A 24,278-nucleotide genomic window follows, 5' to 3' on the forward strand; every position below is an offset into this window, starting at 1 on the left:
GCATTGCCCGGTTTCATCGGTCATCCGAAAAAGCTATTAGGGCTGCGGAAGGGGAGGGTTGAATGAGCGGGGAGTTTGTCAATGCTGGCCAAATCGAGCACCGAATTGGTCCGTCAAAAGAACAGCGCTTTAGTCTTGTCGGCGCTGCGCCGGCACGGCCCGCTCGCCCATACCGAGCTTTCTGATTTCACGAAACTTTCCTCCGCGACGGTATCCGCCATCACGGCCGATCTGGAGCGGGCGCAGATCATAGAAAAAGCGGAACAGCAGGCCGCCAGCGGCCGCGGCCGGCCGCGCGTATTGTTTTCGCAGCGGCGTGACTGCGGCTATCTGATCGTCGTCGTCATCTCGTCTGATGCCGTGCAATATTCCCTCGTCGACTATTCCGGCAGGCTCATCGACCGCTTTACCGAGGACAGGCAGCAAAATGTCACGGGGGTCGAGCGCTTTGTGGCCGGATTGCGCGATGCCTTGAACCGGATCGTCACCCGCTCGCAATTGTCGCGCGACAAGGTGCTGATGATCTCGATCAGCAGCAAGGGGCTGGTCGACGCTTCGGAGCCGGTGTTGCGCTGGTCGCCGATCTTCGGGCGCGACGAAATCGATTTTGCCGCCGTGCTTCGCGACGAGTGGTCGGCGCAAATCATTCTCGGCAACGAGACCCTGCTCGTGGCCGCGGCCCTCGGGCGTCTGGAAGACATCCGCAAGGGTGACGACTTCCGCGCCATGGCAGCGCTTTCGCTTGGCCACAGTATCGGGCTCGGCATCGTGCGCCGGGATCACGAAGGCAATCACCAGATATCGGCACCGAATTTCGGGCACATGATGCATGTGCCGGGCGGCGGTCTTTGTCGCTGCGGCGCACGGGGCTGCATCGAGGCCTATGCGGGTTTCTACGCGATACTGCGCACGGCTTTCGACGTGCCGCTCGATACGATCCCAGCAAAGTTCGTCCCGATCGCCGAGCTCGACAAGATCGCGGCGAGCGCGCGCCAGGGCGGCCGCCGCAATGTGCTGGCCTTTCGCCAGGCGGGGCTGGCGCTCGGCAACGGTCTTTCGCGCGTGTTGAGTCTGCATGAGCGGATGCCGATCGTCATCACCGGCCCCGGCGTGCGCTATTACGATCTGCTGATCGAGGGCATAACCGAGGGGCTGGCAGAATCGCATGTCGTGCGCATGGAGGGCATGCCGGAGCTGCGCGTCATCGCGGACGAGCCGACGCTCGTCTTCGAAGGGCATTTGAACCGCGCGCTTTCGATCATCGACAACGACATCGTGAGAAGAGGCGCTTCGGTCGTGGAGCTGCGTGACGAGGCCGGTTGAGAGGCGAAGACAGAGCAAGGCGCGGCCATGCGATTGGCCGCTGTTCCGCGGCTGAGATCAATCCGCTACGCCCGAAGGCTGGTCCTCCTCGCGAATATGCAGAATGCGGTCAATGAGGCCCCATTCCAAGGCTTCCTCCGCCGTCATGAAATGGTCGCGGTCCATGGCGCGCTCGAATTCTTCATAGGAACGACCGCAATGTTCGGCGTAGAGCCGCGTCATGCGGTGCTTCGTTCGCCGCATTTCTTCTGCGTGGATAAAGATGTCCGATGCCTGTCCCTGGAAGCCGCCCAATGGCTGGTGAATATGGATGCTGGCATTTGGAAGCGCGGTGCGCTCGCCCGGCTGGCCTGACATCAACAGGAACGAACCCATCGAACGGGCGGTTCCCATGCACAGGGTATGCACCGGCGCACGAATGTAACGCATGGTATCGTACATCGCGAGACCACTGGTCACCACGCCGCCGGGCGAATTGATATAGAGATGGATCGGTCTCTTGGGATTTTCGGCCTCGAGAAACAGCAGTTGCGCGCAGACCAGCGCCGAGACGTCATCGTTCACCTCACCATTCAGGAAGATGATCCTCTCGCGCAGCAGGCGGGAATAGATGTCGAAAGACCGCTCTCCTCTGCTGGATTGTTCGACAACCATAGGGACGAGTTGCATCGCTTCGCGCATCGGCGAACTCCAATGTTCTTGAAATTGTTGATAGATCGAGCGCGTTAGGCGGCGCGCATGACGGTCAGGCCGTTATTGTTTGCCGCAGTTCTCTCAGTCCTGCGAAGCCGCGCATCGTCAAGCTCGTGGATGATCCGCAGGCTCGTGCCGCCGCTTGCATTCGGGGCGATCCTGAAGGTCACGGTGCTTTCGAGGAAGGGCGGCGCGTCGTCCCGCAGCCTGTAGCGCACCTCTTCGCCCGGTGTGACCGATATGGCCTCCGGATCGGCCAGGGCTTCCTTCGGCAGCCAGTTTTCGCGAAGCTCGGGGGTGCTGACCGCGCGCCAGACCTTTTGCGGTGGCTCGCTGAATTCGTATTCCAGTTCGATGCCATTCTTCCGCGCGGGGATCTTGAGATCGTTCATTGGTCCATATCCTTCAGCAAAACCTTGAGAGCTTCGATACGAGCCGGCCAGTAGGCGCGGTATTTCGCCAGCCACTGGGCGATGAGGGCAAGCCCCTCCGGATCGACTTCGTAATTCACGAAACGCCCCTGTCGTTCTTCCCTCACCAGTCCCGCGCTTCGCAGGACTGCGAGATGTTGGGACATCGCCGGCTGGCTGATATCAATGCCTTCGCGCAGGGTGCTGGCATTCATGCCGCCAGCGGCCAGCTTTTCGAAGATGGCGCGGCGGGTCGGATCGGCCAAAGCCCGGAATATCTCATTCTCTATCATGGCAACAGATAAGCACACACTTATGCGTTTCGCAAGAAGTTTCCGCATGAGGGCTGTCCGGCGCTCTGACGAAGCGTGTCAAAGAAAAGTCCGCCGCGACATGATTCGCGGCGGACTTTTGGGAGGGCCTATTCTTTGTAGGAGTCGAGGCTGCTTAGTCGACCTTTACCAGCCGGCCTTCCTTGACCGACTGCAACGCGGCATCCGCAAGCTTCAGCGCAGCCAGGCCATCGGCGCCAGACGGCGTGATGGTGGCGCCTTTCTCGACCGCAGCGATGAAGCTGGCAATCTCGTTGGCATAGGCTTCGGTGTAGCGGGTCATGAAGAAATCATGCAGCGGCGGGCGGGTGTAGCCATCGCCATTAGCGACTTCGATGGAGAAAGGGCGCTGGTTTTCGGCTGATACCATGCCCTTCGAGCCATGGATTTCGATGCGCTGATCGTAGCCGTAGGTGGCGCGGCGGGAGTTGGAGATCACGGCCTGCTTGCCGGATGCCGTCTGGAGGATGACGGAAACGCTATCGTAGTCTCCGGCTTCGCCGATCGCCTTGTCGACCAGCACGGCGGCAGTTGCGGTGACGGCCACCGGCTCTTCGCCGAGCAGGAAGCGGGCCATGTCGAAGTCATGGATCGTCATGTCGCGGAAAATGCCGCCGGAGCGCTTGATGTAATCGACGGGCGGGGCGCCCGGATCGCGCGAGGTGATGGTCACCATCTCGACGGTGCCGATGCGGCCTTCGTCGATCGCCTTCTTCACGGCCATGAAATGCGGGTCGAAGCGACGGTTGAAGCCCACCATCAGCTTGCCCTTCACCTCTTCGACGACCTTGATGCAGGCCTTGACGCGGGCAGCGTCGAGATCGATCGGTTTCTCGCAGAAGACGGCCTTGCCGGCACGGGAGAAGCGCTCGATAAGGTCGGCATGGGTATCGGTCGGCGTGCAGATGACGACGGCATCGATATCCTTTGCGGCCTCGATCGCCTCGATGGTGCGCACTTCGCAGCCATAGGCGGCGGAGATCGCTTCGGCAGCCGCGGGAAACGCGTCCGCGACAGCGACGAGCTTGGCGTTGGCATCGCCGCTTACGGCCTTCGCATGCACCTTGCCGATGCGTCCGGCACCGAGCAGACCAAATCTGACAGTCATTCTTACCTCCCTGGATTCGGAATAAATGAACCGAACATCAACCTCTATGGAATTTTCATTCCATTTTCCGACCACGGCGTCAAGCCGGCCGGACTTCACAATTCTGAAAATTACTGTCCGAGATCGGCTTACCTGAAATTAGGCCGCGAAACCTTATTTTATCCGGACGGCTTCACAATTTTCCCGATGATGCGCTAAAGACATGTCTTCTTGAACAGGCAAAAGAGACCCATGCAACTGATCGATCCCAGTCATCCGCTCTATAAGCCGCTTTGGGTGCGCATCCTCATTGTGGCCGTCTGCTTTGGCTGGGCAGGGGTCGAGATGCTTGGCTCACAGCCATTCTGGGCGATGCTCTCAGGTGCGCTCGGCGCCTATGCGGCCTGGATGCTGCTCCTGAATTTCAAGCCGCAACCGCCCGTGGCTGATGTCGAAGCTCCGCCGCATGACGATGCTGACGAGAGCGATAGGCCGGCGGATGACAAGAAATAATCATCGCTTCAAGCGGCGGATGGCCTCGTCGATCAGCTGATTGGCGAGTGTCATGCGGGCCGTTGCCTGCTCGCGGAAGGCGGCGTCGACGCCATCTGGATGGTTGGCCTTGGCGAAGCTGCGGCGTTTCTCCTGCAAGGCTTCGCGCGTATGGTCGGACGTGATTGCGAGTTCCGACGCGACCTCTTCCCGCGACGTGCGCGCGAGATGTTCGGGCATAACCGGCAGTTCCGGCTCCTTCGGCGCTGGTTCGGGTTCCGGCGGGGGCTCGATGATCGGATCGCCAAGATTATCGCGATAGGCTTCGTCGGGCCGTTGTGCCGCAGGCGTTTCTCCGCCGAGCACCGTGGCCACAAAACTGACGTTCAGGCCGCGGATACGGTGCGCCGCCTCTTCCTCTTCCGAAATCTCTTCTTCCGTATCGAGACGATCGAGCACGGATTGGAACAATGATTGCCTGACCAGCATGCGGAGCCTCCACGCCAAGCTTCATAGGAGCGGAAGTTGGCGCGGAGCTTATGACGGGCTTATGCCGGCGAGAGATTCCGGCTTTCTTCCAGGATCATGTCGTGCAGTAGCCGGGCGCTTGGCGGCATGGCGCGTTCGCGGGCGGTGATGAGGCTGTAGGGCCTGACGTCGATGTCGAAATCGATCGGCAGGATGCTGGATTCGCCCGCCTGCGAGGATTGCCCGCAGATGAATTGCGCCATGTCGAGCGCGATCGGCGCGATCGCATCCGTCTTGCAGACCACCGCAAGCGTCAACAGCAGCGACGAGGTGTTGACGACGTTTTCCGGCAGCGGCACGCCGGCTGCAAGGAATATGTCCTCCACCTTGCGCCGCAGCAATGTTCCGGGCGGCTGGAAGACCCAGTCGTAGCCGGCAAGATCCTCCATGCTTGCGACACCCTTTTCCAGCAGCGGATGACCGTTGCGGACGACAAGGCAGGCCTTCTCGACGCCGATCTCATGGGCGGTGAACAGGCGTGGGTCGAGATCGTCCGGGATACGGCTGATGATGAAGTCGTGGCGAGCGGCCAGAAGCTCGCGCGCCAGCACATTGCTGTTTTCGACCTCGATATTGATCTCGATGCCGGGATAGGTGCGCGTCACTCGCTGGATTGCCGGCACTACGAGGCTGATTGCCGGCGCCGTCACCGCTCCCAGGAAGACGGAGCCGCCCCTGCCGGTGCGTAGGGCGCCGAGCTCCCGGCCGGCCTCGCGCAACTCGAGCAGGATCTTGCGCGCCCGTTTGGCCAATGCGAGCCCGAAGGGGGTAAGCATGACGCCTCTGGCTACACGCTCGTAAAGCGGGCTTTTGACAATGGACTCCATTTCTGAGAGCATGCGCGAAGCTGCAGGTTGTGACATGTTCATGGACTCAGCGGCGGCGGAGATTTGCCCGTGATCCTCGATCGTGACGATCATGCGCAGGTGATTGAGCTTCAAACCGGCTTTCAACAGCGTATCGTCGCGAAAACTGTCGGAATGAATCTCAATGCCATCACTGACATAATCGTTATATATTTTCTCCATAGCGGCCAAATTTCCCCTCCGTCGGCAAAAAAGTACTATTTTTTAACATTATACCAAACTTGGTATATGTTTAGCCAGTTATTCTATTTGACAGTTATACGAAATCGTACGAGTTTGCCGATCGTGCGCTGGGTACAGCTCATAAACCGTGAGAGCGTGGAGGAGACCTACTTCGTTTCTCACAATTAGAAGTAAATCATTCCTTCTACGGAACCTGCCGCAGTTTCGGGCGGGCTTTTGTCCGTCATATTATCAACAAGGGAGAGAGTAATGAAATCCATTATCTCATTGATGGCCGGCGCTGCGCTCGGCGTCGCTACGCTGGTTGCACCTGCCTTCGCGGCGGATAAGGGCACGGTAGGCATCGCCATGCCGACCAAGGCTTCGGCTCGCTGGATCGACGACGGTAACAACATCGTCAAGCAGCTCCAGGCCGCCGGTTACGGCACCGACCTGCAGTATGGCGACGACGATATTCCGAACCAGCTTTCGCAGATCGAAAACATGGTCACGAAGGGCGACAAGGTTCTCGTCATCGCTTCGATCGACGGCACCACGCTGTCTGACGTTCTGCAGAAGGCCCACGATGCCGGCATCAAGGTCATCGCTTACGACCGTCTGATCCGCAACAGCGGCAACGTCGACTATTACGCCACGTTCGACAACTTCAAGGTCGGCGTTCTTCAGGCTGGCTCGATCGTCGACGCTCTCGGCCTCAAGGACGGCAAGGGTCCGTTCAACATCGAACTGTTCGGCGGTTCTCCGGACGACAACAACGCCTTCTTCTTCTATGACGGCGCAATGTCGGTCCTGAAGCCCTACATCGACAGCGGCAAGCTGGTCGTCAAGTCCGGCCAGATGGGTATGGACAAGGTCGGTACGCTGCGTTGGGACCCGGCAACGGCCCAGGCTCGCATGGATAACCTGCTGTCGGCTTACTACACCGACGCTCACGTCGATGCAGTCCTGTCTCCTTATGACGGCCTGTCGATCGGTATCCTGTCCTCGCTCAAGGGCGTTGGCTACGGCACCGGCAGCGTGAAGCTCCCGGTCGTTACCGGCCAGGACTCCGAAGTTCCGTCGGTCAAGTCGATCATCGCTGGCGAACAGCACTCCACGATCTTCAAGGACACCCGTGACCTCGCCAAGGTCACCGTCGACATGGTCAACGCTCTGATGGAAGGCAAGACGCCTGAAGTCAACGACACCAAGACCTACGACAACGGCGTCAAGGTCATCCCGTCCTACCTGCTGACCCCGGTCGCAGTCGACAAGACCAACTACGAGAAGATCCTCGTCGAAGGCGGTTACTACAAGGCTGATCAGCTGAAGTAACCTTCCGATATAGCTGTCAGGGCTCGCTCGAATGCGGGCCCTGGCTTTGATATTTAAGACGATCGCGCGGTCTGCTATGTTCGATCGCGGCGTTGGATTTGGACTATGGACGATACCATTCTCGAAATGCGGAACATCACCAAGTCGTTCCCCGGTGTGAACGCCTTGGAAAATGTCAATTTGAAAGTCCGTCAGGGCGAGATTCATGCCCTGGTCGGTGAAAATGGAGCCGGCAAGTCGACCCTGATGAAGGTGCTCTCGGGCGTCTATCCGGCCGGCACCTATGAGGGCGACATCTATTACGATGGCGCCGTTCGCCAGTTCAAGACGATCAGGGATTCCGAAGATATCGGCGTCATCATCATCCATCAGGAGCTGGCGCTCGTGCCGCTTCTGTCGATCGCCGAAAACATCTTCCTGGGCAATGAGGTCGTCGCCAATGGCATGATCAATTGGCAGGAAACCTTCACCCGCACCAAGAAGCTCCTTACAAAGGTCGGCCTCAAGGAATCTCCGAACACGCTCGTCACCGACATCGGCGTCGGCAAGCAGCAGCTAGTCGAGATCGCGAAGGCCCTGTCGAAGAGCGTCAAGCTGCTCATTCTCGACGAGCCGACGGCATCGCTCAACGAAAGCGATTCCGACGCGCTCCTCAATCTCCTCATCGAGTTCCGCAATCAGGGCATCACCTCGATCATCATCACGCACAAGCTCAACGAAGTGCGCAAGGTGGCCGACGAGATCACGGTGCTGCGCGACGGCATGACGGTGAAGACGCTGAACTGTCACGAAGAAGAGATCAGCGAAGACATCATCATCCGCAACATGGTGGGCCGCGAGCTGGCCGACCGCTATCCGCCCCGCTCGGTTCCGGTCGGCGAGACCATCTTCGAAGTGAAGAACTGGAACGCCTACCATCAGCAGCATCGCGACCGGCAGATCCTGCACGACATCAACGTCCACGTGCGCAAGGGCGAAGTGGTCGGCATCGCCGGCCTGATGGGTGCCGGCCGCACCGAATTCGCCATGAGCGTGTTCGGCAAGTCCTATGGGCACAAGGTCAGCGGCGAAGTCTTTCTCGAGGGCAAGCCCGTCGACACCAGCACGGTGCGCAAGGCGATCGATGCCGGTCTTGCCTACGTGACAGAAGACCGCAAGCAACTCGGTCTCGTGCTGTCGAACAGCATCCTGCACAATACGACGCTTGCCAATCTGCTTGGCGTTTCCAGGGCGACCGTCATCGACGATGTGCGTGAGCTGCAGGTGGCGACGAACTATCGCTCCAAGCTGCGCATTCGCTCGGCCGGCGTCTTCCAGGAGGCGGGGAACCTGTCCGGCGGCAACCAGCAAAAGGTGGTGCTGTCGAAGTGGCTGTTTTCCGATCCGGACGTCCTGATCCTCGATGAGCCAACGCGCGGCATCGACGTCGGCGCCAAATACGAAATCTATTCCATCATCAACCAGCTTGCCGCCGACGGAAAGGGCGTTCTGATGATCTCATCGGAAATGCCCGAGCTTCTCGGCACCTGCGATCGCATCTACGTCATGAACGAGGGTCGCATCGTCGCCGAACTGCCAAAGGCAGAGGCGAGCCAGGAGAGCATCATGCGCGCTATCATGCGCTCAGGGGAGAAGCATCAATGAGTTCGGCCAACCCAGCCACGGAAAGCAGCCACGTCGTTTCTGTCGGCGACCATATCCGCAACAATATTCGCGAATACGGCATGCTGATCGCGCTCGTCGTCATTATGCTGCTGTTCCAGTATCTCACCAACGGCGTTCTGTTCAGGCCGCAAAACCTGACCAACATCGTGCTGCAGAACTCGTTCATCGTCATCATGGCGCTCGGCATGCTGCTCGTCATCGTGGCCGGCCATATCGACTTGTCGGTCGGCTCCGTCGTCGGCTTCGTCGGGGCGGTTGCGGGCGTGCTGGTCGTGCAGATGCACATGAATCTTGCCGCCGCGACGGTGATTTGTCTTCTGATGGGTGCGGCGGTCGGCGCGTGGCATGGATATTTCATCGCCTACCACCGTATTCCGTCGTTCATCGTCACGCTCTCGGGCATGCTGGTTTTCCGCGGCCTGACCTATGCCATCATCAATACGACCGGCAACGGCAGCAGCATCGGCCCGTTCCCGCCGGCATTCCAGATCGTCGCAACGGGCTTCATTCCCGATTTTGCCGATGTAGGCGGCATTCACTCGACGTCGATCCTGCTGACCGTCGCCATTCCGATCGTCATGTTCTTCCTCTCTTGGCGCCGCCGCAGCGTCAACGAGAAGCATGGTATCGATGTCGAGCCATTCAGCTTCTTTATCGGCCAGAATCTGGTGGTTGCGGCTGCGACCATCTTCATCGGCTACCAAATCTCCTCCTTCAAGGGGCTGCCGAACGTTCTGATCCTCATGCTGCTATTGATTGCGCTCTACGCCTTCGCCACGCAGCGCACCACGATCGGCCGCCGCATCTATGCGATGGGCGGTAACGAGAAGGCGACGAAGCTTTCGGGCATCGATACCCGCCGCCTGACGTTCTACACCTTCATCAACATGGGTGTCCTTGCCAGCATCGCCGGCATCATCATTGCCACGCGCCTGAATTCGGCGACAGCCAAGGGCGGCGACGGTCTCGAGCTCGATGTGATCGCGGCTTGCTTCATCGGCGGCGCCTCGGCGTCCGGCGGCGTCGGCAAGGTGACGGGTGCTGTCATCGGTGCCTTGATCATGGGCGTGTTGAACCAGGGCATGTCGATCCTTGGCTACCAGACGGACTCGCAGAAGATGATCAAGGGCGCCGTGTTGCTCGCTGCGGTGTTCATCGACGTCTACAACAAGAACAAGGGCTGATCGCTTAAGCGACCAGCCAAAACTTTAAAACCAAATCCATGACAGAGTCCGGCTCTCGCTGAGAGCCGGAACGGTAAACTGCATCCGTTCTCTGTCTGATAGGAAAGGATGAAAGACATGCTCATCTCGCAGATCAAGGGTTCGAACGGCGAGATCGTCGTTGTCGTCCGCAACGGACCCGGCGAAGTTGCCAAGGCCGTCGTCAATGGCGGCAGCGTCTACAAGCTTGCCATGGAAGCTGCCGATAGCGGCAAATCGCTGGCATCGGTCATCGAGGCGCATGGTCTCGGCGAGGCGATCGATCTTGAAAAGGTCTATTCCGACGGCCGTTTCCTGCCGCCGATCACCCATCCCGATGCCGCCCACCTGCATCTGACCGGAACCGGTCTGACGCATCTAGGTTCAGCCGCCACCCGCGACTCCATGCACAAGAAGACGACCGAAGCCGCCGAGGAGACGCTGACCGACTCCATGAAGATGTTCAAAATGGGCATCGAGGGCGGCAAGCCCAAGGACGGCGAGAAGGGTGTGCAGCCGGAATGGTTCTACAAGGGCAACGGCTATGGCGCTGCAGCTCCCGGTGCCGCACTGGTATCGCCTTCCTTCGCGCTCGATGGCGGCGAAGAGCCTGAGATGGCTGGCATCTATGTCATCGCCAAGGACGGTTCGCCGTTCCGTATCGGTTTTGCGCTGTCGAACGAATTCTCCGATCACGTCACCGAGCGGATCAACTATCTCTATCTCGCCCATTCGAAGCTGCGCCCGGCAAGCTTCGGCCCGGAAATCCGTGTCGGCGCGGCGCCCGAGGACATCCGCGGCACGTCGCGCATCAGGCGCGGCGACAAGGTGATCTTCGAAAAACCTTTCCTGTCTGGCGAGGCGAACATGTCGCACACTTTCGCAAACCTCGAATATCATCACTTCAAGTACGGCCTGTTCCGCGCCCCCGGCGATGTGCATGTCCACATGTTCGGCACGGCAACGCTCTCCTTCGCCGAGGGCATCAAGCCGGAGGCGGGCGATGTGTTCGAAATCGAAGTCGCGGAATTCGGCCTGCCGTTGCGCAATCCGCTGGCGGTTGCCGCCGAAGAGAAAGTGGCTGTTCGCCAGCTGTAATTCGTCGAGCCCGGCCGCAAAGGATAGGCCGGGCGTTTCCAACACGATCCAGGAAGGCATGACGCCATGACCATTCATCAGAATCTGATCGCCGGCGAGTGGACCGGGACGACCGGTGCCGAAAACATCAATCCATCTGACACCAATGAGGTCGTCGGCCTCTATGCCAGCGCCAGCGTTCAGGACGTCGCCGACGCCATCGCTGCCGCGAACGCTGCCTTTCCGGCATGGTCGCGCTCCGGCATTCTCGAGCGTCATTCCATCCTGAGGAAGACCAGCGACGAGATCCTGGCGCGCAAGGACGAACTCGGCGCACTGCTTGCGCGTGAGGAAGGCAAGACCTTGCCGGAAGCGATCGGCGAGACCATCCGCGCCGCGCAGATCTTCGATTTCTTCGCCGGCGAGGCGCTGCGTCTTGCGGGCGAAGTGCTTCCCTCCGTGCGTCCGAATATCGGCGTCGAGATCACGCGCGAGCCGCTCGGCGTCATCGGCATCATCACGCCCTGGAACTTCCCGATCGCTATTCCCGCCTGGAAGATCGCGCCGGCGCTCTGCTACGGCAACACCATCGTCTTCAAGCCGGCTGATCTCGTGCCCGGCTGCTCGTGGGCGATCGTCGATATTCTGCACCGCGCCGGCCTGCCGAAGGGCGTCCTGAACCTTGTCATGGGCAAGGGCTCGGTCGTCGGCCAGGCGATGCTCGACAGCCCGGTTCTGTCAGGCCTCACCTTCACCGGCTCGGTCGGCACCGGTAAGCGCGTCGCGCTTTCCTCCGTCGAGCACGGCCGCAAGTATCAGCTCGAAATGGGTGGCAAGAACCCCATGGTCGTCCTTGACGATGCTGATCTGACGGTTGCGGTCGAGGCCGCCGCCAACTCCGCCTTCTTCTCGACGGGCCAGCGTTGCACCGCATCGTCCCGCCTGATCGTGACCGAAGGCATCCACGACAAGTTCGTGGCGGCGCTGACGGAAAAGCTGAAGACGCTGAATGTCGACAATGCCATCAAGCCCGGCACCCATATCGGGCCGGTTGTCGATGCCAAGCAGCTGAAGACCGACACCGACTATATCGAGATCGGCCGCCAAGAAGGCGCCAGGCTCGCCTTCGGTGGCGAGCTCATCAGCCGCGACACGCCCGGTTTCTACCTGCAGCCAACGCTGTTCACCGAAGCGACGAACCAGATGCGCATCAGCCGCGAAGAGATCTTCGGGCCGGTCGCGTCCGTCATCCGGGTGAAGAATTACGAGGAAGCGCTTGCTGTCGCCAATGACACGCCGTTCGGTCTTTCCTCCGGCATTGCCACCACGAGCCTGAAACATGCGACGCATTTCAAGCGCAATGCGGAAGCGGGCATGGTGATGGTCAACCTGCCAACGGCGGGTGTCGATTTCCACGTGCCGTTCGGTGGCCGCAAGGGTTCGTCCTTCGGTCCGCGCGAGCAGGGCAAATATGCCGCCGAATTCTTCACCACCGTCAAGACCGCTTACACGCTGGCCTGATCATCGATTTCAAGGCCCGGGCGCGAACGAGGTGGCCCGGGTGGCGCAAAAGGTACTGAGACAATGAAAAAGAAAGCTGAATGGCCGCGCAGACTGCGCTCCTACGACTGGTTCGGCGGCACCGGTAAGAACGCGATCATGCATCGCTCCTGGATGAAGAACCAGGGCCTGCCTGCCGACACGTTCGACGGCCGTCCGATCATCGGCATCTGTAATACCTGGTCGGAACTGACGCCCTGCAACGCTCATCTGCGCGATCTTGCGGAGCGCGTGAAGCGCGGCGTTTACGAGGCCGGCGGCTTCCCCGTCGAATTCCCTGTCTTCTCGGTCGGCGAAAGCACGCTGCGCCCAACGGCGATGATGTTCCGCAACCTTGCGGCCATGGACGTCGAAGAAGCGATCCGCGGCAATCCGGTCGATGGCGTCGTGCTGCTTGGCGGCTGCGACAAGACCACGCCAAGCCTGCTGATGGGGGCTGCCTCCGTCGATATCCCGGTCATCCTCGTGTCCGGCGGCCCGATGCTGAACGGCAAGTGGCGCGGCAAGGATGTCGGCTCCGGCACGGCGATCTGGCAGTTTTCGGAAATGGTGAAGTCCGGCGAGATGTCGCTGGACGAATTCATGGATGCGGAGCAGGGCATGGCCCGCTCGGCCGGCAGCTGTATGACCATGGGCACCGCCTCGACCATGGCGTCGATGGCTGAAGCGCTCGGCATGACGCTACCCGGCAATGCCGCGATCCCGGCCGTCGACGCGCGTCGACGCGTCATCTCGCAACTGTCAGGCCGCCGCATCGTCGACATGGTCAAGGAAGACCTGAAGCCCTCGGACATTCTGACCAAGGAAGCCTTTGAGAACGCCATCCGTGTCAATGGCGCCGTCGGCGGTTCGACCAATGCCGTCTTGCACCTTTTGGCGCTTGCCGGCCGTATCGGCGTCGACCTGTCATTGGACGATTGGGATCGTCTCGGCCGCGAAGTGCCGACAATCGTCAACCTGCAGCCGTCGGGCAAGCACCTGATGGAAGAGTTCTACTATGCCGGCGGCCTGCCTGTCGTCATCAAGGCGGTCGGCGACATAGGTCTGCTGCACAAGGACGCGATCACCGTGACCGGCGAAAGCATCTGGGCCGGCGTCAAGGATGTCGTCAACTACAATGATGACGTTATCGTCCCGCGCGAGAAGGCGCTGACACAGTCGGGCGGTATCGCCGTTCTCCGCGGCAATCTCGCGCCGAAGGGGGCCGTCCTGAAGCCGTCGGCCGCCTCGCCGCATCTGATGCAGCACAAGGGCCGCGCCGTCGTCTTCGAAAGCATCGAGGACTATCACGCCCGCATCAACCGTGACGATCTCGACATCGACGAGAACTGTATCATGGTGCTGAAATATTGCGGCCCGAAGGGATATCCGGGCATGGCAGAAGTCGGCAACATGGGCCTGCCGCCGAAGGTGCTGAAGAAGGGCATCACAGACATGATCCGCATTTCCGATGCGCGCATGTCCGGCACGGCCTATGGCACCGTCATCCTGCACACCGCTCCGGAAGCCGCCGATGGCGGACCGTTGGCACTGGTCCAGAACGGCGACATAATCGCCGTCGACGTTCCGGCCCGTACGATCCAGCTCGAGATTTCGGACGAGGAAATGGCAAAGCGCCGCGCTGCCTGGGTCTCGCCGGTCAAGCCGCTGAACGGCGGTTACGGCGGCCTCTATGTGAAGTCGGTCATGCAGGCCGATACCGGCGCCGATCTCGACTTCCTCGTCGGCCCGCGCGGCTCGGAAATCCCAAACAACCGCGACAGCCACTGAGATTGGTGTTTGGAACTGAAAAGGGGCGGGATCAAAATCCCGCCCCTCTTTGAATGTGGGATACGCGCCGCCACAAAAGTCGTCGCATGGTTTCAGCGACTGAGTTTGCGGCAGGAAATGCTAAGCTTTTCGAAGTCGTTGATTTTGTTGCGAAGATGAGGATCTTCGTGGCAAAATATCATGCGCCGGAGGGGATGCGCGCGATGACCTTGATCTCGAAATCGAAGCCGGCGAGCCAATTCACACCGATTGCGGTCCAGTTCGGATAAGGCTTCTTACTGAAAATCTGTTGCTTGACGGCCATGATGGTTCCGAACTGGTTCTCAGGGTCCGTGTGGAAGGTCGTCACATCCACGATGTCATCGAATGTGCAGCCAGCTGCGTGGAGCGTTGCGCGCAGGTTCTCGAAGGCTAGCCGGACCTGCTGTTCAAAATCGGCTTCGGGCGTTCCATCGGAGCGGCTACCGACCTGCCCGGAAACGAATAGAAGGTCAGCGGATCGAATGGCCGCCGAATAACCGTGTTCCTCGTAAAGAGCATGCCTGTTCGCAGGAAAGATCGCTTCACGCTGGGTCATTTTCATATCTCTTCATTGTGGTTGAGCCGCGTCCGGCGAGCGGAGCGCCATGTTTCGCAATCGCCGCATTTGATATACGGCGCGTATGTGAAATAATACAGATACGCACCGTATGTCAATTTAATATACGCTGCGTATGTTAATTTAGAGCGGAATGACAAAAGAGCGGTTTGCGCATCGGGACCGGTGGTCCGACCCATTTCCGCCACGGCGTTACGTCTCGACCGCGGCCAGCGCGCCGGAGAACGGGGTATCGGCGCGACGCGCACATAACGAGCATTGGGACAGATGCCGTTGGCCGTGCCGAAGCACAGCCAGCCAAGGCCGGAGACATGCTCTTCGGTCTAGTCATGCGTGGCAATCTGGGCATAGTGTACCGTCCCGCACGAGGGCCTAGTCTTTGCCTGATCGGAGACCATCATGGGCATGGAAATCAGGAAGCGCTCTGTTCTGAGAGCAGTGTTAAGCTTGTGCGCCTTGTTCGCCGCAGTTCAATTCGGGCCGACCCACGCGCAGGATATGGATCAATCGATCTGGCCGACCAAAGAATGGCTGACGTCCACGCCGGAAGAGCAGGGCATGGATTCTGCTGCGCTCGCCAAGCTTGTCGCCTATGGCGCGCGCAACAGCTTCGACAGCCTGCTCGTGGTGCGTCACGGACGAATTGTCACGGAGGCCTATTACGCGCCTTACACCGGCGATATTCCGCACGAGATATTCTCTTCGACGAAAGCAATCACCGGCACCCTTCTTAGGATGGTCTACAAGGACGGTCTGCTCGACCGGCTCGATCATCCTGTGCTCGATTTTTTCGCCGATCGCCGCTTTGCGAATGTGGATGACCGAAAGAAAGCCATCACAATCCAGAACCTGTTGGACATGACCCCCAGGCTCGACTGGGATCAGGGATTCGAGGGCGGCAAGCAACAGACGATGTTCGATCTGGCACGAAGCTCCAATTGGACCCAGTTCATTCTTGATCGTCCGATGGCGCATCCGCCGGGAGAGGTTTTCAATTACAGCAACGGCAATGCGGATCTGGTTTCCGCTGTTATCACCCAGCTGACCGGCAAGCTTGCCGAAGATTATGCGAGGGAAAAGCTTTTTGCTCCGTTGGGCATTGTCGATTGGCACTGGGATCGCGATCCACAAGGCCTCACGATGGGACACGGTATGCTGTATCTGCTGCCGCGCGACATGGCGAAAATCGGCTATTTGTATCTCCGGCACGGCGAATGGGAAGGAAAGCGCCTGCTTCCATCGGGCTGGGCAGATATTTTGGACCATAGGCTCGTCAATGTGCACGCATCGAATGATCCCAACGAGAGCTATTCGAATTTTATCTGGGTCTTTCCCGACAGGCACGTTTACATGGCGAATGGCAAAAACGGCCAGTTGATCGTGGTGTTTCCCGATTTGGATGTCGTGGTCGTGACCACCGCCAGAAAGCAAGTCCAGTATAGAACCTTGATCGATGCCGTTTCCAGCGCGGCCAGGTCCGACGTGGCGCTGCCGTCGAACCCGAACGCCGCGGCACAACTTGCTGATGCCATCAAGGGCGCCGCCATCGAAAAGCCGACACCTGTCGGCCCAACGCCCGAGATCGCTTCCGCGATCTCGGGAAAGACTTACGCATTCTCCGAGAACGAGTTCGGATTGAAGTCGTTCACGCTCGATCTAACTCAACCTCGTCCGCATTTCGACGTCGAATTCTCCCTGCGTTACCCGGTCGGCTCGTCGGCCAGGTATAGCCTGCCGATCGGACTCGACGGGTTCTATCGCAAAGGGGCGCCGAAGCCATCCGATCCCGGTATCGGCCATGTCACCGAGGCCAAGGGAACATGGCTAAATGCACAGACATTCGTGATCGATGCGCCGGTTTTGGGATTCGGCGAACAACAAAAACTCGTTCTGACATTTAGCGGCAAGAAGCTGAATTTTCTGCGCACGGTCGCTGTGGGCGAGGGCGAGGATGTGTCGGTGAATGGCGAACAGGTGGCCAACTAGAGCCCTTCCGCTTTTTTCGAATCGCGAAAGCGCTCCACCTTTTTGTTTTTACGCAATTCCGGACGGAAAACCGCTGCGCACTTTTCCTAGAATTGCTCCAGGTGATAAGTTGGTTACATGACTGTTGGAGCGAAGATGTTAGGCCCGATTGCTTCCATCAGCTCTGACTCTGGCTTTGGCTCTGCCCCTGGCTTGCCACGGACACCTTCACGGTGAGGGTTTCGCCCGGCGTGCCGACCCGCATACCGGAGACGGGGGCTGCGTCGCGATAGCAAAGGCCGGTGGCGATGCGGACATAGCGTTCGTCGGGGCAGACGTCGTTGGCCGGGTCGAAGCCGACCCAGCCGAGGCCGGGAATATGCGCCTCCGCCCAGGCATGCGTTGCTGCCTGCTCGTTCTTGCCTTCCATCATCAGATAGCCGGAGACATAACGCGCCGGGATGTGCAATGCGCGGGCGCCGGCGAGGAAGATGTGAGCATGGTCCTGGCAGACGCCGCTTTTCGCCTCCAGTGCCTGTTCCGCTGTCGTTTCCGTGTCGCTGGTGCCCGGCTTGTATTCCACGGTCTCGTGGATTGCCTTCATCAACGTATGCATCTTGCCGAGCTCGTTATCGCCGGAAACCCCGCGCAACAGATCCTTCGTCAGCTTTCCCGCCCTGGTGCGCGGCGAATCCCGCAGGAAAAGCCAGAGCGGGCTGAAGCCGAGATGCGGCCCGATGACGCCGTTGAGGTCGTGGGTTTCGACTTCGCCGGACGCGATGATCTTCGTTGCGTCCTGCTGTCCGTCGAGGGAAACGAGCGTGGTGCGGTTGCCGAACTGGTCGTCATACTCCACCTCGGGCTTGGCGCCTTCGACGGTCAGTTTCCAGTCGGTGACCGTTTGCCCGACGCCGGTCAGCGGCGTCAGGTGCAGCCGCTGCAGGGAGAATTGCGCGGGATCATCGTAGCGATATTCCGTGATATGGCTGATCGTCAGTTTCATGATATCGCCCGCCTACTCGTAGAACCGATAGCCGTCGGAGATTTCCGCGCCAAGCTTGTGGTTGCTTGCAACGAAATCCTCGAGGAACTCATGCAGGCCCTGATCCATGATGTTCCTGACCGTAAGCCGTTGCAGCGACTGGCGGATGGCTTCGGCCGTTTCGTGCGCCGGCAGCCGCTTTTCGTATTCGGCGCTGAGATAGCCGATGTTGCTGACGATCTTGTCATAGCAATAGGCAAGCGAGCGCGGCATCTGTCCGTTGAGGATCAGGAAGTCGGCAATGTTTGCCGGCTTATATTCGGGGTCGTAGGCCCATTTGTAGGCCCGGTGCGCCGAGACGGATCGCAGGATCGATTCCCATTGCGCGTTGTCGAGCGACGAGCCGACATGTGAAACGGATGGCAGCAGGACGTAATATTTCACATCGAGGATTCGGGCCGTATTGTCGGCGCGCTCGATGAAGGTGCCGATGCGGGCGAAGTTATAAAGCTCGTTGCGTAGCATCGAGCCGTGAAAGGCGCCGCGGATCAGGCCGGCACGACGCTTGATCACGTCGATCGTCTCGGGCAGTTCGGCCGTCTTCAGCTTCTTGCCGAGCAGGGATTTGAGCTCGATCCAGCATTCGTTGGTCGCTTCCCAGGTGTCGCGGGTCAGCGCCGTGCGCACCATGCGGGCATTGTTGCGGCCGTATTCGATGCAGGACATGACGCTCGACGGGTTCGAGCGGTCGCGCATCAGATAGTCGATCGCGTCGGCTCCGGTCAGCTTGCCATGCACTTCGTCATAGGCTTCGCGCACGCCGGCGCTTTGCAGGACGCCGTCCCAGTCGTCATCGACGGCATCGCTGCGCGTCAGCGACATGCGCTGGCCGGCATCGACCAGGCGGGCTATGTTTTCGGCGCGCTCGATGTAACGGAACATCCAGTAGAGGCCATTCGCGGTTCTTCCCAGCATGTCCGTTCAGTCCTCCAGAACCCAGGTGTCTTTGGTGCCGCCGCCCTGGCTGGAGTTGACCACCAGCGAGCCTTCCTTCAGCGCCACGCGGGTCAGCCCGCCGGGGATGATCCGCACCTTGTCGGAGACGAGGACATAGGGCCGCAGATCGACATGCCGTGGCGCAATGCCCTTGTTGACCAGGATCGGCACGGTCGACAGCGAAAGGGTTGGCTGCGCGATGTAGTTGTTCGGCCTACTCTTGAGCTTCGCGGCAAATTCCGTCCGCTCCTTCTTGGAGGCGGTCGGTCCCACGAGCATGCCGTAGCCGCCGGAGCCATGGACTTCCTTGACGACCAGATCGGCCAGGTTCTCGAGCACATATTTCAGGCTGTCTGGCTCCGAACAGCGCCAGGTCGGCACGTTTTCGAGGATCGGCTTGCGGCCGGTATAGAACTCGACGATCTCCGGCATGTAGGAATAGATCGCCTTGTCGTCTGAAATGCCGGTGCCCGGCGCGTTGGCTATGGTGATATTGCCGGCGCGATAGACATCCATGATGCCCGGAATGCCGAGCGCCGAATCCGGGCGGAAGGTGAGGGGATCGAGGAAATCGTCGTCGACGCGGCGGTAGAGCACGTCGATCGCCTCATAGCCGCGCGTGGTGCGCATCTTCACCTTGCCGTCGATGACGCGCAGATCCGAGCCTTCCACCAGCTCCACGCCCATCATGTCGGCAAGGAAGGAATGCTCGTAATAGGCGGAGTTGTAGATGCCGGGCGTGAGGACCGCGACGCGCGGCTTGCCCTTGCAGCCAGGAGGGGCGAGCGAGGCAAGGCTTTGGCGTAGCTGAAGGGGATAATCCTCGACGCGCTGCACCTTGTTCTGGTGGAACAGCTCGGGGAACATCTGCATCATCGTTTCGCGGTTTTCCAGCATGTAGCTGACACCGGACGGCGTGCGGGCGTTATCCTCAAGCACATAGAACTGGTCTTCGCCGGTGCGGACGATATCGGTGCCGACGATGTGCGTGTAGACGCCGCCCGGCGGGCGAAAGCCGATCATCTCCGGCAGGAAGGCGTCGTTCTTCTCGATCAGCTCGCGCGGAATACGGCCGGCGCGGATGATTTCCTGCTTGTGGTAGATATCGTCGAGGAAGGCGTTGAGAGCGATGACCCGCTGTTCAATGCCCTGGGCAAGCTTGCGCCATTCGCGGCCGGAGATGATGCGGGGAATGATGTCGAAGGGAATGAGCTTTTCGGAGGAGTCTGCGTGTCCGTAGACCGCGAAGGTAATACCCGTTTTTCGGAAGATGGTTTCCGCATCGCGGGACTTGGCAATGAGGTGGCCCCTGTCCTGGCCGGAGTACCATTCGAAGTATTTCTGGTAAGGCGTGCGCGGACTTTCGTCCGCAGTAATCATTTCATCAAATGCCAAAGGCGCGATCCCCGTGTTTTTACCCATTTGAATACAATGGTTTTTACAATGCAAGAAGTATGCGCAGTTCGCGGTACGAATTTCGCGGCGATGAAAAATGCTGGATTTGCAGGCATTTAAGATGAGTGCAGCTATTATTGGCCGGTTATTGCCGCAATGCCCGGATCAAAATTTGAGCATCTGCTTCTTTTGCAGACGGAATGCTTCGGTGGCGATAGAAGCTCCTTGACCCCGCATGATGGTTCGCAGCCGGTGAAGAAAAATTGATGGCTGTTTTCAGCAGATGGATTTTGACCGTTCTGCTGCCATCCGCTATCAGCCTTTAGCCCTCCGCGCGATAGCTCGAGTTCGACCCCGATTCCGGCACCGGCGCGCCAAACACATATCGGTCCGTTTCCATGTCCCTCGATAAATTCGCGCCGGCGATCTTCGTCTTTCTTTGGTCCACTGGCTGGATCGTCGCCAAATATGCCTCGCTGCATGCGGGGCCTTTCACCTTCCTGATGATCCGCTACAGCCTGTCGGCGCTCGCCTTCGTCCTGCTCTGTTCGGTTACCGGCGCCAAATGGCCGCGCGATTGGTCAAGCGTGTTTCGGGCCATCTATTCCGGTATTTTCCTGCATGGGATCTATCTGGCCGGACTCTGGTGGGCGATTGCGCAAGGCGTGCCGGCCGGCATTTCCGGCATCATCGCGGCGCTGCAGCCGCTGATGACGGCGATGGCGGCCCCCTTTCTCGTCGGCGAACGGCTGCAGCCCATTCAGCGCTTGGGGTTGCTGCTCGGCTTTCTCGGCATCGCCATCGCGATCTCGCCGAAGCTCCTGACGACCGACACGGCCAGTCTCTGGCAGTCCGCCGTTCCTCTGATCGTCAATCTGCTGGCAATGGTCTCCGTGACCTACGGCACGCTCTATCAGAAGCGGCATCTGCAGACCGGCGATCTCCGCACCATCGCGACATTGCAATATGTCGGCGCGCTGATCGTCACCGTGCCGCTCGCCTTCACAGTTGAGGGCCTGCATTTCGACGGCACGCAGACGGCGATCCTGTCTCTTCTTTGGTCCGTCTTCGGCCTGTCGATGGGCGCCGTCGGCCTGCTGCTCTATCTCATCCGCAGGGGGCAGGTATCGCGCGCCGCATCGCTGATCTACCTGATGCCGCCAGCCGTCGCCATCGAAGCCGCAATCGCCTTCGGCGAGCCGCTGACCTTGCCGATCATCATCGGCACGGTGATCGTGGTGTTCGGGGTCTATCTTACCAACCGGCGCGCGGCGGATGTGGTGCCGGAATAGGCTAGCATCATCCTACAAAGAAAAAGGGGGCCACTCGGCCCCCTTTCATTGCTTATCGTATCAGGCGCGTTCGCGGCGCTGACCGCCATTGCCGGGGCCGCGGCGCTTCTGGCGGCCATTGCCGCCGTTGCGCTGCTCGCCCTGGGCGCCGCGTTCTTCGTTGTGGCGTCCTGCGGGACGGCCATGGGCATGGCGCTGTCCGCGATGGGCGCCGGCGCCCTCATGCGAGGCGCCGTTGCCGTTGGACTGGCCGCCATGCTGCTTGCGAGCGGGACGGAAGTCCGACGTCGATGCGAGATCGTTGTCTGCTTCCGGGCGCGGTGTCTGCTCGTTGCGGCGCTGGCCACGGAAATCGGCATTGCGGTTGTTTTCGCGCTGCGGACGGTCTTCGCGGGGGCGGCGATCCTGGCGCTCGCCGGCGTGGCTGCGAGCCTCGCCGTTTTCGTTGTCATGGAACGGGCGGCGAGCCGGGCGAGCCGGACGACCTTCGGCACGTCCCTGACCGGTGCCACCACGGCCCTGGCCCTGACCACCACGGCCTTGGCCGCCGCCGCGGTTGTTGCCGCGAGCCGGACGGCCGCGATCGGCCGGGGCTTCGCCGCTGGCGACTGCAATCTCGATGCCCATCAGGCGTTCGATGTCGCGCAGCAGGCGGATTTCGTCCGGAGCGCAGAAAGCGATGGCGATGCCGTCGCGGCCGGCGCGCGCGGTGCGGCCGATGCGATGGACGTAGGCATCCGGCACTTCCGGCAGGTCGAAGTTGTAGACATGCGAGACGCCGGGGATGTCGATGCCGCGGGCGGCGACGTCGGTGGCGACAAGAACGCGGATCTCGCCGTCCCGGAAGCCCTTGAGGGCCCGTTCGCGCTGGCCCTGGCTCTTGTTGCCGTGGATGGAGGCGGCGGCAAAGCCGACATGGTCGAGATGCTTCATCAGCTTCTCGGCGCCATGCTTGGTGCGCAGGAACACCATGGCGCGGCCATCCGGATTGGCGGAGATCGTTTCCTTCAGGATTTCAGTCTTGTGGTTCTGGCCGGAAACGAAATGGACATACTGCTCCACCTTGTCGGCGGCCTTGCCCGGAGGCGAGACTTCGACCTTGACCGGGTTGGTCAGGTAGTCGGCGGCGAGATCGGCGATCGCCTTCGGCATGGTAGCCGAAAACAGCATGGTCTGGCGCTTGGCCGGGACCATCTTCGAGATCTTGCGCAGGTCGTGGATGAAGCCGAGGTCGAGCATCTGGTCGGCTTCGTCGAGGACGAGGTAGCTGACCTGGCCGAGCGACAGGGCGCGGCGGCTGATGAGGTCGAGCAGACGGCCGGGGGTGGCAACGAGAATGTCGGTGCCGCGCTCAAGCTGCAGCTGCTGCTTGTTGATCGAGGCGCCGCCGACGACGACGTTGATCCTGAGCGCCGTCTTGCGGACGAAGAGCTTGAGGTTGTCGGCGATCTGGTTGACCAGTTCGCGGGTGGGGGCGAGGATGAGGGTGCGGACGGTGCGGTTATCGGGACGCTTGGCATCCTTCAGCAGCATTTCAATGATCGGCAGGCCGAAGGCGGCCGTTTTGCCGGTGCCGGTCTGGGCGAGGCCGACGAGATCGCGGCCCTGGAGAACGAGCGGAATAGCCTGCGCCTGGATCGGCGTCGGGGTGGAGAAGTTGTTCTGCGACAGCGTATCGACGATCTGCTTGGAAAGACCAAGCGAGTGAAAATCGGTCAATTCAATACCTTTCGGGGGCGCCAAAGCAAATAGGCCGGATCGCCCCATGCGGTCCGGTCTGTCTCTGGCGTCAAGAACCCCGCGTGAAGTGGGAACTTGTAAGTTGGAAAAAAGCTTTCCAGCGCATCTGACCGCCTTGGGTGCGGTCTCGTTATCTAAAGCGCTTTTGTCCTTCTCTTGCGTACATATTGTCCCGCAGGGCACGCTCACGCGGCGGCCGGAAGGTGAAAGCTGGAGCGCATTTGGTCTTAAATGCGGCTAATGTCAAGGGGTGTGGGCGAAAGCTTTTCAACAGACAGACGAAAATGCCGCCGGAAATCCGGCGGCATCCGAAATCGGAGACGACTTATAGGGAGCGCCATCGGCACTTGCCCCCCCCCCAGGCGTCAGCGGCAGACCTCAACACGGTAGGGCCGACCCCAGCCGTCATGGCGCCATGCCCAGTAGCAGCTGGGATAGGGGCGCACATAGACCCGTTCGTAGACCGGGCCGTCGTAGTAGGCAGGATAGGCCGGATAATAAGCCGGGTAGGCCGGCCGCATGGCCCCGGCGACCAGGGCGCCGCCGACGACACCGGCGGCGAGACCGCCAAAGAAGGCGCCGCGGTCGGAGGCGCTGGCAGTGGTGGTGGTTACGGCGGCGGCGCTGCCAAGCGTCAGCGCGATCAAACCGGCCGTCGTTAATGTGCGAAGCACAGACATTGACATCCCTTTCCCAAAAACAAAGGCCTCCCAGCCGAAGCCGAGTTCAAAGTCGCGTGGGAAAGGGGCGAAGTCGCGGCCAAAAAGAGGATCTCGACATTAAATTTCGTTCATGATTTGAGGCGTAA

22 protein-coding genes are annotated in these 24,278 nt (G+C 60.2%); 10 read left to right on the top strand and 12 right to left on the bottom strand.

The genetic code is table 11. From position 1 onward, the window contains the following. Positions 1-81: 81 nt before the first annotated feature. Positions 82-1,323 (top strand): ROK family protein, encoded by a 1,242-nt coding sequence (locus tag ACIQWP_RS06840; RefSeq protein ID WP_402783926.1) that lies wholly within the window; start codon positions 82-84, stop codon positions 1,321-1,323. Positions 1,324-1,380: 57 nt separating this feature from the next. On the opposite strand, the gene ACIQWP_RS06845 is transcribed toward ACIQWP_RS06840, so the two are convergent. The 4 genes from ACIQWP_RS06845 to iolG all read right to left on the bottom strand — a co-directional run bounded on the left by ACIQWP_RS06845 (position 1,381) and on the right by iolG (position 3,866). Further along, positions 1,381-2,004, bottom strand: a complete 624-nt coding sequence (locus ACIQWP_RS06845) for an ATP-dependent Clp protease proteolytic subunit (protein ID WP_402783928.1) — start codon at positions 2,002-2,004, stop codon at positions 1,381-1,383. 44 nt (positions 2,005-2,048) lie between these two features. Continuing rightward, positions 2,049-2,408 (bottom strand): SRPBCC domain-containing protein, encoded by a 360-nt coding sequence (locus tag ACIQWP_RS06850; protein WP_402783930.1) that lies wholly within the window; start codon positions 2,406-2,408, stop codon positions 2,049-2,051. Then, positions 2,405-2,719: an ArsR/SmtB family transcription factor gene (locus ACIQWP_RS06855; protein WP_402783932.1), complete on the bottom strand. Its 315-nt coding sequence runs from the start codon at positions 2,717-2,719 to the stop codon at positions 2,405-2,407. Before ACIQWP_RS06855 ends, ACIQWP_RS06850 begins: the two co-directional genes overlap by 4 nt. Before the next feature lie 154 nt (positions 2,720-2,873). Beyond that, positions 2,874-3,866, bottom strand: a complete 993-nt coding sequence (gene iolG, locus ACIQWP_RS06860) for an inositol 2-dehydrogenase (protein WP_402783934.1) — start codon at positions 3,864-3,866, stop codon at positions 2,874-2,876. Positions 3,867-4,097: 231 nt separating this feature from the next. Between iolG and ACIQWP_RS06865 the strand changes: the two genes are divergently transcribed. Next, on the top strand, positions 4,098-4,358 hold the full coding sequence (locus ACIQWP_RS06865; RefSeq protein ID WP_402783936.1) for a hypothetical protein: 261 nt from the start codon (positions 4,098-4,100) through the stop codon (positions 4,356-4,358). On the opposite strand, the gene ACIQWP_RS06870 is transcribed toward ACIQWP_RS06865, so the two are convergent. Together ACIQWP_RS06870 and ACIQWP_RS06875 are read right to left on the bottom strand one after the other, a co-directional pair. Beyond that, positions 4,359-4,826, bottom strand: coding sequence for a hypothetical protein (locus ACIQWP_RS06870; RefSeq protein WP_402783938.1), 468 nt, complete (start codon positions 4,824-4,826; stop codon positions 4,359-4,361). It abuts the gene before it with no gap. 59 nt (positions 4,827-4,885) lie between these two features. Then, complete coding sequence (locus ACIQWP_RS06875; RefSeq protein ID WP_402783939.1) at positions 4,886-5,893, bottom strand: LysR family transcriptional regulator; 1,008 nt, start codon at positions 5,891-5,893, stop codon at positions 4,886-4,888. Positions 5,894-6,163: 270 nt separating this feature from the next. On the opposite strand from ACIQWP_RS06875, the gene chvE reads away from it, so the two are divergent. From chvE to araD, 6 genes are all read left to right on the top strand, one after another. Continuing rightward, complete coding sequence (gene chvE / locus ACIQWP_RS06880; RefSeq protein WP_402783941.1) at positions 6,164-7,228, top strand: multiple monosaccharide ABC transporter substrate-binding protein; 1,065 nt, start codon at positions 6,164-6,166, stop codon at positions 7,226-7,228. Between the two features lie 105 nt (positions 7,229-7,333). Next, complete coding sequence (gene mmsA / locus ACIQWP_RS06885; RefSeq protein WP_402783943.1) at positions 7,334-8,872, top strand: multiple monosaccharide ABC transporter ATP-binding protein; 1,539 nt, start codon at positions 7,334-7,336, stop codon at positions 8,870-8,872. After that, positions 8,869-10,077, top strand: coding sequence for a multiple monosaccharide ABC transporter permease (mmsB, locus tag ACIQWP_RS06890; protein WP_402783945.1), 1,209 nt, complete (start codon positions 8,869-8,871; stop codon positions 10,075-10,077). Before mmsA ends, mmsB begins: the two co-directional genes overlap by 4 nt. 117 nt (positions 10,078-10,194) lie before the next feature. After that, positions 10,195-11,193: an AraD1 family protein gene (gene araD1 / locus ACIQWP_RS06895; RefSeq protein ID WP_402783947.1), complete on the top strand. Its 999-nt coding sequence runs from the start codon at positions 10,195-10,197 to the stop codon at positions 11,191-11,193. 66 nt (positions 11,194-11,259) lie between these two features. Further along, a complete protein-coding gene (locus ACIQWP_RS06900; RefSeq protein ID WP_402783949.1) occupies positions 11,260-12,693 on the top strand; it encodes an aldehyde dehydrogenase family protein in 1,434 nt (477 codons plus the stop codon). 63 nt (positions 12,694-12,756) lie between these two features. Further along, the gene (gene araD / locus ACIQWP_RS06905; RefSeq protein WP_402783951.1) at positions 12,757-14,502 is read left to right on the top strand and encodes an L-arabinonate dehydratase; all 1,746 of its coding nucleotides are present in this window, start codon (positions 12,757-12,759) and stop codon (positions 14,500-14,502) included. Between the two features lie 178 nt (positions 14,503-14,680). Here araD and ACIQWP_RS06910 read toward each other — a convergent pair whose 3' ends face one another. Next, on the bottom strand, positions 14,681-15,079 hold the full coding sequence (locus ACIQWP_RS06910; protein WP_402783953.1) for a RidA family protein: 399 nt from the start codon (positions 15,077-15,079) through the stop codon (positions 14,681-14,683). 420 nt (positions 15,080-15,499) lie between these two features. Between ACIQWP_RS06910 and ACIQWP_RS06915 the strand changes: the two genes are divergently transcribed. Continuing rightward, entirely contained in the window at positions 15,500-17,086 is a 1,587-nt protein-coding gene (locus ACIQWP_RS06915) for a serine hydrolase domain-containing protein (RefSeq protein ID WP_402783955.1), read from the top strand. Between the two features lie 157 nt (positions 17,087-17,243). On the opposite strand, the gene ACIQWP_RS06920 is transcribed toward ACIQWP_RS06915, so the two are convergent. Genes ACIQWP_RS06920 through ACIQWP_RS06930 form a run of 3 tightly spaced genes read right to left on the bottom strand, consistent with a single transcriptional unit; the run spans position 17,244 to position 20,438 of the window. Further along, complete coding sequence (locus ACIQWP_RS06920; RefSeq protein WP_402783957.1) at positions 17,244-18,068, bottom strand: transglutaminase domain-containing protein; 825 nt, start codon at positions 18,066-18,068, stop codon at positions 17,244-17,246. 12 nt (positions 18,069-18,080) lie between these two features. Continuing rightward, positions 18,081-19,022, bottom strand: coding sequence for an alpha-E domain-containing protein (locus ACIQWP_RS06925; protein WP_402783959.1), 942 nt, complete (start codon positions 19,020-19,022; stop codon positions 18,081-18,083). 6 nt (positions 19,023-19,028) lie between these two features. After that, the gene (locus ACIQWP_RS06930) at positions 19,029-20,438 is read right to left on the bottom strand and encodes a circularly permuted type 2 ATP-grasp protein (protein ID WP_402783961.1); all 1,410 of its coding nucleotides are present in this window, start codon (positions 20,436-20,438) and stop codon (positions 19,029-19,031) included. A gap of 398 nt (positions 20,439-20,836) precedes the next feature. Between ACIQWP_RS06930 and ACIQWP_RS06935 the strand changes: the two genes are divergently transcribed. Further along, positions 20,837-21,730 carry a DMT family transporter gene (locus ACIQWP_RS06935; RefSeq protein ID WP_402783963.1) on the top strand — a complete coding sequence of 298 codons (894 nt, stop codon included), beginning with the start codon at positions 20,837-20,839 and terminating at the stop codon, positions 21,728-21,730. Positions 21,731-21,790: 60 nt separating this feature from the next. On the opposite strand, the gene ACIQWP_RS06940 is transcribed toward ACIQWP_RS06935, so the two are convergent. Then, on the bottom strand, positions 21,791-23,497 hold the full coding sequence (locus ACIQWP_RS06940; RefSeq protein ID WP_402783965.1) for a DEAD/DEAH box helicase: 1,707 nt from the start codon (positions 23,495-23,497) through the stop codon (positions 21,791-21,793). 338 nt (positions 23,498-23,835) lie between these two features. Continuing rightward, entirely contained in the window at positions 23,836-24,150 is a 315-nt protein-coding gene (locus ACIQWP_RS06945) for a hypothetical protein (protein ID WP_402783967.1), read from the bottom strand. Between the last annotated feature and the right edge of the window lie 128 nt (positions 24,151-24,278).

The organism is Rhizobium sp. NPDC090279, assembly GCF_044769665.1.
Taxonomy (GTDB): domain Bacteria; phylum Pseudomonadota; class Alphaproteobacteria; order Rhizobiales; family Rhizobiaceae; genus Rhizobium.

Coding starts and splice junctions, on each gene's coding strand:
- ACIQWP_RS06840 (WP_402783926.1), top strand. CDS start 82: ATGCTGGCCAAATCGAGCACCGAATTGGTCCGTCAAAAGAACAGCGCT.
- ACIQWP_RS06845 (WP_402783928.1), bottom strand. CDS start 2,004: ATGCGCGAAGCGATGCAACTCGTCCCTATGGTTGTCGAACAATCCAGC.
- ACIQWP_RS06850 (WP_402783930.1), bottom strand. CDS start 2,408: ATGAACGATCTCAAGATCCCCGCGCGGAAGAATGGCATCGAACTGGAA.
- ACIQWP_RS06855 (WP_402783932.1), bottom strand. CDS start 2,719: ATGATAGAGAATGAGATATTCCGGGCTTTGGCCGATCCGACCCGCCGC.
- iolG (WP_402783934.1), bottom strand. CDS start 3,866: ATGACTGTCAGATTTGGTCTGCTCGGTGCCGGACGCATCGGCAAGGTG.
- ACIQWP_RS06865 (WP_402783936.1), top strand. CDS start 4,098: ATGCAACTGATCGATCCCAGTCATCCGCTCTATAAGCCGCTTTGGGTG.
- ACIQWP_RS06870 (WP_402783938.1), bottom strand. CDS start 4,826: ATGCTGGTCAGGCAATCATTGTTCCAATCCGTGCTCGATCGTCTCGAT.
- ACIQWP_RS06875 (WP_402783939.1), bottom strand. CDS start 5,893: ATGGAGAAAATATATAACGATTATGTCAGTGATGGCATTGAGATTCAT.
- chvE (WP_402783941.1), top strand. CDS start 6,164: ATGAAATCCATTATCTCATTGATGGCCGGCGCTGCGCTCGGCGTCGCT.
- mmsA (WP_402783943.1), top strand. CDS start 7,334: ATGGACGATACCATTCTCGAAATGCGGAACATCACCAAGTCGTTCCCC.
- mmsB (WP_402783945.1), top strand. CDS start 8,869: ATGAGTTCGGCCAACCCAGCCACGGAAAGCAGCCACGTCGTTTCTGTC.
- araD1 (WP_402783947.1), top strand. CDS start 10,195: ATGCTCATCTCGCAGATCAAGGGTTCGAACGGCGAGATCGTCGTTGTC.
- ACIQWP_RS06900 (WP_402783949.1), top strand. CDS start 11,260: ATGACCATTCATCAGAATCTGATCGCCGGCGAGTGGACCGGGACGACC.
- araD (WP_402783951.1), top strand. CDS start 12,757: ATGAAAAAGAAAGCTGAATGGCCGCGCAGACTGCGCTCCTACGACTGG.
- ACIQWP_RS06910 (WP_402783953.1), bottom strand. CDS start 15,079: ATGACCCAGCGTGAAGCGATCTTTCCTGCGAACAGGCATGCTCTTTAC.
- ACIQWP_RS06915 (WP_402783955.1), top strand. CDS start 15,500: ATGGGCATGGAAATCAGGAAGCGCTCTGTTCTGAGAGCAGTGTTAAGC.
- ACIQWP_RS06920 (WP_402783957.1), bottom strand. CDS start 18,068: ATGAAACTGACGATCAGCCATATCACGGAATATCGCTACGATGATCCC.
- ACIQWP_RS06925 (WP_402783959.1), bottom strand. CDS start 19,022: ATGCTGGGAAGAACCGCGAATGGCCTCTACTGGATGTTCCGTTACATC.
- ACIQWP_RS06935 (WP_402783963.1), top strand. CDS start 20,837: ATGTCCCTCGATAAATTCGCGCCGGCGATCTTCGTCTTTCTTTGGTCC.
- ACIQWP_RS06940 (WP_402783965.1), bottom strand. CDS start 23,497: ATGGGGCGATCCGGCCTATTTGCTTTGGCGCCCCCGAAAGGTATTGAA.
- ACIQWP_RS06945 (WP_402783967.1), bottom strand. CDS start 24,150: ATGTCTGTGCTTCGCACATTAACGACGGCCGGTTTGATCGCGCTGACG.